Annotated in this window: 5 protein-coding genes and 1 pseudogene; all 6 read right to left on the bottom strand. The window is 33.8% G+C overall.

Features of this window, described 5'->3' with window-relative positions:
• Positions 1-52: 52 nt before the first annotated feature.
• The 6 genes and pseudogenes from FD33_RS00280 to FD33_RS00305 all read right to left on the bottom strand — a co-directional run bounded on the left by FD33_RS00280 (position 53) and on the right by FD33_RS00305 (position 7,055).
• Positions 53-1,739 (bottom strand): annotated as a pseudogene (locus FD33_RS00280) (glycoside hydrolase family 13 protein).
• Positions 1,739-2,566: a PTS system mannose/fructose/sorbose family transporter subunit IID gene (locus tag FD33_RS00285; protein WP_025086168.1), complete on the bottom strand. Its 828-nt coding sequence runs from the start codon at positions 2,564-2,566 to the stop codon at positions 1,739-1,741. The pseudogene FD33_RS00280 and the gene FD33_RS00285 overlap by 1 nt, the downstream one beginning before the upstream one ends.
• Before the next feature lie 19 nt (positions 2,567-2,585).
• Entirely contained in the window at positions 2,586-3,410 is an 825-nt protein-coding gene (locus FD33_RS00290) for a PTS mannose/fructose/sorbose/N-acetylgalactosamine transporter subunit IIC (protein ID WP_025086167.1), read from the bottom strand.
• 28 nt (positions 3,411-3,438) lie between these two features.
• Positions 3,439-3,930, bottom strand: a complete 492-nt coding sequence (locus tag FD33_RS00295) for a PTS sugar transporter subunit IIB (protein WP_025086166.1) — start codon at positions 3,928-3,930, stop codon at positions 3,439-3,441.
• 12 nt (positions 3,931-3,942) lie between these two features.
• On the bottom strand, positions 3,943-4,368 hold the full coding sequence (locus FD33_RS00300) for a PTS sugar transporter subunit IIA (RefSeq protein ID WP_025086165.1): 426 nt from the start codon (positions 4,366-4,368) through the stop codon (positions 3,943-3,945).
• A gap of 122 nt (positions 4,369-4,490) precedes the next feature.
• Positions 4,491-7,055 carry a sigma 54-interacting transcriptional regulator gene (locus tag FD33_RS00305; RefSeq protein WP_025086164.1) on the bottom strand — a complete coding sequence of 855 codons (2,565 nt, stop codon included), beginning with the start codon at positions 7,053-7,055 and terminating at the stop codon, positions 4,491-4,493.
• Positions 7,056-7,126 lie beyond the last annotated feature (71 nt).

Consider the following 7,126-nt stretch of genomic DNA (forward strand, 5'->3'; position numbering starts at 1 on the left):
AGAATCTCATTCATCAGCTTTTATTTTTTGAGACTTATGTCACAGCCTCTTTTTATTTCCTCAAAATTCTGGCTTCATATGGTCTGAGGATTTCTTTGTCCCCGTCATCATAATTAGTTACAACCGTTTTAAAGCCAACGTACTTATTCAATGCATCTACCCTTTGTAAATCACCAGATAGATTAGCAACCACGAGCCATTGTTCATCATCAAGTGTTCTAGTGTACATGAAAATATTTTTATCATCTGGCAATAGCAATTTAAAAGTACCATCTTTTAAAATTGGTTCTTCATGTCGTAATTTAATTAGTTCCTGATAATATTTGAATACCGATTTATCAGATCTAAGATCATCAGAAACATTCAAATCTTTATAGTTAGGATTTAACTTAAACCATGGTTTTCCTTTAGTAAATCCAGCATTCTTACTATCATCCCATTGCATAGGAGTTCGAGCATTATCACGACTAATCTTTCTGGCAGCTTTCAAAAAATCAGTACCACTAATAGTTTTTTCTTGTTTTACAAGTTTGTCGTAATTAGTTTTTAACTCTATATCCTCATAGTCTTCTAGTTCAAAAGAAGGATTAGTCATCCCTATTTCTTCACCTTGATAAACAAAGGGAGTTCCTTTCAATCCATGCAATACCGTTGCAAAAGCAGTCGCTGATTCATAACGATACTTAGTATCATTCCCCCATCTAGAAGGAGTTCTGGCACGATCGTGGTTTTCAAAGTAAAGTGCATTCCATCCATGACCATCAAGCGTATTTTGCCAATTTGCTAAAGTTCTTTTAAGTTGAACAATATCAACCGGTTGAATAGCCCATCTGCCATTTACATCACCCGGTTTACGATCTACATGCATGTGTTCAAAGGTAAATACCATATTCAACTCTTCACGATCGGGTTCAACCAATAATCTAGCATCTTTACTCTTACTATCTGGAGCTTCACCAACACTCATCATAGAAAATGGTTTGAATACTTCTTGATTCATTTCATGGATAAACTCATGCATTCTTGGTCCGTTATTTTGATTACCAACAACATATTCCAAATGATGTGGATTAGTGTTATTAGGAAAGTTCTGATCTTTGGAAATAGAAGTAATGACATCCATTCTCCATCCATCAACCCCATGAGCCTTCCAGTATCTCATAACATCATAGATAGCTTGTCTAACCTTAGGATTTTCCCAATTGAGATCTGGTTGTTGCTTACCATAATTCTGGTTGTTGCTTACCATAATAGTGAAGATAATATTGTTCACGATTACTATCATACGTCCAAGCTGAACCACCAAAGTTAGATCCCCAGTTATTAGGCTCACTGCCGTCTTCTTTAGGATCTTTCCAAATATAAAAATCACTAAAGTAATTATTTCTTGATTTACGACTTTCTTCAAACCAAATTGATTTATCAGAAGTATGGTTGGCTACCATATCCATAATGATTTTAATATTCTTAGCATGAGCATCCTGAATCAGTTGTTCTAGGTCAGAATTATCTCCAAACATTGGATCTATCTTTCGATAATCAGCTATATCATAACCATTATCAATCTGTGGCGATAAATAACATGGACTTATCCACAAAGCATCGACACCTAATTTTTTTAGATAGCCTAATTTACTGTCAATTCCTTTTAGATCACCAATACCATCATCATTAGTGTCCAAAAAACTCTTTGGATATACTTGATAGATTACTGCATTTTTCCACCATTCTTTATTCATTAAACAACACCTACTAATGCTAACAAGATTGAGATAACAATTGTTCCAAGAATTAACCAGTTAATTGAAACGTTCTTTTTCTTTAGTAGCCAGAAGCATAATAGTGTAATTGCTAAAGGTAAAATACCTATGAAAATTTGGTTCAACATTTGTTGCGATTTAAGAATTGTTTTGCCACCAACAACCATGTTCCATTTCAAATCGAATTTAACCATGTTGCTAGTCATGGCACCAACCATCATCAAACCAACAATACTGGCAGCTTTTGTCAAAATATTAATTAAACCTTTTTCATACAATTCACCGATATAATTTGATCCTAATGTATATCCAAGTTGGCCACCATACCAACGAACTAACTGTACAGGAATATTGAATAATAGTAAGAAAATAATTGGCGCAGCAATATTACCGTTTTTAGCTAAACTAATTGCAATACCAGCAGCAATAACTCTTAAAACACCCCAGAAAATAGAATCACCAATACCTGCTAAAGGTCCCATCAAACTGGTCTTAATAGCATTAATAGATTCAGCGTTGAAATCGTCACTTTCACTATTCTGCTTTTCCATGGAAGCTGTAACCCCCATAACGAATGGTGCCATGGCTAGATTAGTATTGAAGTATGACATCTGACGAACCATAGCTTCTTTTTTATCTTGCTTTTTCTTGTAGAACTTATTAATGAATGGCAGCATTGAATATTCAAAGCCTGAAGCCCCTTGCTTAGCAGGAGTAACAGCTGAATACAAGGTAAATGAGCGCCAATACATTTGTCTCATTAATTTCTTTTCATCTTTTGACATATCTTTCGATAATTTACTCATAATATCCTTCTCCTAATCATTAACTAAAGAAATCATCATTTTCCTGTTCATCTTTTGTCTCAGTAGTATTTGTATTTGTGGTAGCAGGTCTTGCTGAAACTTTTTCTACAAGGCCGTGCAATTGATAGTCTCTTTGTGCAACCAAGATAGCAATAATAGCTCCCATAACAGCTACTGCAATAAGTGGCATCTTCAAATATGCAACAATCAAAAATCCTAAGAAATAAAAGGCTGAGATATTCTTATCCCATAGAATTTTCATCAACATTGCCATCCCGACAGCTGGTAAAACATTACCGGCAACAGTCAATCCGTGAACAATGATAGTAAGAATCATCTTCAAAACTCTTTGTGTAGCTTCTGAACCAAATAGCATTGCGAAGAATGGAATCAATGAATAAAGGAACCATTGCAAAGCCCATAATCCAAAATGCAACCTGACTATCCCTTTTTGATTACCTTTTTCGGCCATGCTGTCGAATTTACTTGCAAATGGACCAACAACAGCAACATAGATCAAGGTCTTAATTTGTAATCCGATAATACCCAAAGGAATTGCAAGTGGTAGTGCAACTCCTAATCCGCCATGCATCATAATAGCGAAGGCTACGGCTAAAGCACTAGCAAGTCCTGGTTCAGCGGCACTAGCACCACCGATATTAACGATACCCATAAAAATAGTTTCTAGAGATGCACCGATCATCAAACCAGTTTTGACATCTCCTAATAATAAACCGACCAATGGTCCAATGACGATCGGTCTTCCTAGCATTGAAAAACCTAATAATTCCTGACCACCTACGGTTAGGAAAACAACTATGGCAACTGCAAATGCTTCATACATGTCTATTTCTCCTCATCTGTGATAATTCCTATAGATTCATTTTCTTGATAAAATCAGTAGCTTTTTCCTTTTTATCAGTTGGTAAGTTTTGTAATGCTGTGTCAGGATAAATCTCAACCAACTTCTTCAAAGACTCAATTTCTGGTTTAGTCAACATTACAAATTGTGTCAAAGTTGTCTTAGGATCGGTTGATGCCTTACCAACATTTCCTAAATTGACGTACTGAATATCTGAAACTTTTTCGGCTAATTTTTCGGCATCATCAACTGTTCTTACTAAAACAAATAATTTCATATTTTGAGCACGTGGATCGTTCAATAGCTCAATAGCACTATCTACGGTTTTGATGATTACCTTAATACCTGATGGAACGGCCATCTTCAAAGCCATTTGTTGTGTCTCATCACTAGCTGTAGCATCGTTAGCAACAACGATTCCATCAATACTCATTTCCTTTGACCAAACCATTGCAATTTGTCCGTGAATTAATCTTTCATCAACTCTCATAATTTTAATCATTATTATTTCCTCCTAATTGAAAAAATCTTCATCATCATTTTTTGAATCATTACTATCTAATTCGACAGTTCCTAAACTGTTTCTGCCAACTTCTACAAGTTTCTTAATATATGTCGCGTTCACGTCTTCTTTGGATAGAATTGCTTCAATTACAACTGGCAAATTAAATCCATAAATAATAAAGACGTTCTTATTAGTTTGTGCTTTAACAGTTAACCTTTGATTAACACTGCCACCCATTAAATCTGTAAAAATAATTACTTTATCATCATCTGCAAATGTATCGAATAATTTATCAATTGTTTCATTCAAATCATCATTCTTTTTTGTATATGCCGAAATATAACTGACATTGTCATTATGTCCGGCGAAAAGTTCAATTGTGTTCTTCATGCCTTCGGCCATGCTGCCATGTGAGGCAACGACTATTTTTTTCATCTCATTACCCTCCTCACTTTTATATAAGCAAGTTACGTGCCAACTTTTATAAAAGCTATTAAATAAAGCTTTTTAATCGTAAAAAAAATAAGTGCTTAATTTTAATTAAGCACTTACTCAAATTAAATATAAAAATGTAATAGTTGATACATCAACGATATTTCGTAGTCATTGACTTGAAAATTATATTTTAATTCAATACCTTTGAATATTGTTTTGGAAACAGAATAAAATTCTTTCTCCTTATCTCCTTCAAACGAAACACTAGGATTCTCTTGTTTACGAGAATTTACTAGCATTCTTTCAATCATTAATGACAAATGCATATACAGATTCAACTTAGTCTTACCATCTAAGGAAATATCATAATATTCTTGGTATCTCTGAGTAATAAGCTGAACTTCATCAATAACAACATCTGGATTAAGAAATTGAAGTCGATCTTTAATACCCTCAATCGTAAAGAATTTCAACATTTTATTCATTAATGCCTCAATATTAGGTTTCTGCTCTCCTGAATTGAGCAACAGCTTTTCAAATCTAGCGTAACCATTTTTCTCCATGATGTCATAAATATTAATGATATCGATATCTAGATTCGTATCAATATCCGTTGTTGTCACAACAAATTTAGTTTTGTCGAAGAATTTTTGTTCATGATTTTCTAAGGTTTGTTTCAAATCTTTATAATCCATTGTTATGATTTCGAACTTGTTAGACAGACTTTCCAACATCATTCTCTTAATTTCTTCTGACAGACCCACACCTGACATGCAAGAAACCACAATATTAGAATTATCAGAAAGCCCTTCATAGTATTGTGTACCACAAGCCTCACCAAATTTATTAGCTGCTCGAGTAATTTCTTTAAATCCGTCATTACGTTGAATTCTTATTCCAACATCAAGAGCCGTGGCTGTTGTAACATTATTAATAACTAATAATTCACAATTAGAATACTTCTTAATCTCTGAAAACATCTGTGTCAATGAACCTATGTCAAATAGTACAAAAATACCTTTATGATCTCGATCCTTTTGTTGTCTAATATACTTTTGGACATAGTTATTAATTTCATGAATAGAGATATCGATTGGCATATCGAAAGCTTCAAAAATATAGTTACCACACAAATTATTAACCACACTCTGAATACTTGTAGCAGTGCTATCACCATGGGCCAAGATAATTCCCGTATACTGGATACTTTCGATTTTTTTAATCCTATCTTTAAATAGTAAGACTAACCAAGGTATATTGAACTCTTCAAAGCCTTCATCATCACTGATTTCTCTTAATAACTGCTTATAGACATACATTGCTCGCGGATAAAGTTCCTCAAAGTCACTATTAAGCTCAGTCATATTAACTTTTTTACGATCCGTAAAATAGTACAATGACAAGCCAAAACTAATCTGCTTAATATCCGCATCTGATAATTGCAATTTAAGTCCATATCGTTTATTCAGAATTGATTCAATTCCTATTCTCAATTTATAACTAATAGACTGAACTAAGTTCTCATCCTTTAAATAATCAAGCTTCTTTAAGAATTTCATCAACAATAAAATTTGATTAGAAATTGTATCCTTCTTAGACGCAGATTTTTTCAATGCTGAATGCAATTCATCGATCAAATCCATTTCGTTATCAATCGATCCAGAGTGATCATTAATGTCAGTATCCTTATCAATAACTATGTAATTGCCATCTTCTGAAGAAGAACCTATATGGATATCCATATCTTGATGATTTTCTGTGTATGCCGAAGCGCACAGCAATTTAACCTCATTTTGCATTGCTCCAACATTACCCGAAGCGTCATTTCTTGTTAATTCTTCAATTACCTTATTAGTAATATAAAAGTGACGATCAATTCTTATAGCTTCTTCCTTGAAAGCATTCGTAATCAACGCCAATCTTTCAGTCAGCGGACGATCCTTAAATGCTGGTAAAGAAACATGTAATGGAACTCTTCGAACAAAGGTCTTCAAAAGAAAATTATCCAAATCCTCTGTTGTAGCAAATATAAAACGAACATTTACCTGATGAGCATTTTCGTTCTCACCTAAGGGATAAAATTTACCTAAATCTAATAAGGAGAATAACTTCTCCTGACTTTCTTTGGGTAACCTATGTACTTCATCTAAAAAGAAATAACCATTGTCGGCTTGATCTATCAATCCAAGTGTATCTTCATTGGCTCCTGTAAAGGCGCCCTTTTTATATCCAAATAGAACTGAGGAAAGTAATTCTGGATTGTTGGCATAATCTGCAGCATTCAATGTCACAAATTTAGCATCATCAGATATAACCTTCATTTTCTTCGCTTCATTATAAATATCCTTGGCCAAAAAGCTTTTACCGACACCACTAGGACCAGTAATGATCAAGGGAAAACCATTGGGAGGATAAACTATTGATTCCTGACATTTTTTAACAATATCCTTTAGACTTCCAGAATGACCGATTAGATTTTGAAAAGGAACATCATTCTTAGCAATTTTCCATAGTACTGGTCTACCATTTTTTTTGACCAGTTTTCCTTCTTTATAAAGTTGAGATAAATAAATACTAATAACATTTCTACTCAATCCTGCTACGTTAGCAATAGTTTTAGTATCGGTCCATTCATCCCCATATTCTTCCTGAATTACTTTATATACTTTATCTACTGATTTTGTCATTGTTCACCTTTTTAAGTGACGAATTGTCAAATCAAGCGCAACTTTGTCCCGAAGAAAACTTCAAATGGACT

It is taken from the genome of Companilactobacillus paralimentarius DSM 13238 = JCM 10415 (assembly GCF_001434985.1).
Taxonomy (GTDB): Bacteria; Bacillota; Bacilli; order Lactobacillales; family Lactobacillaceae; genus Companilactobacillus; species Companilactobacillus paralimentarius.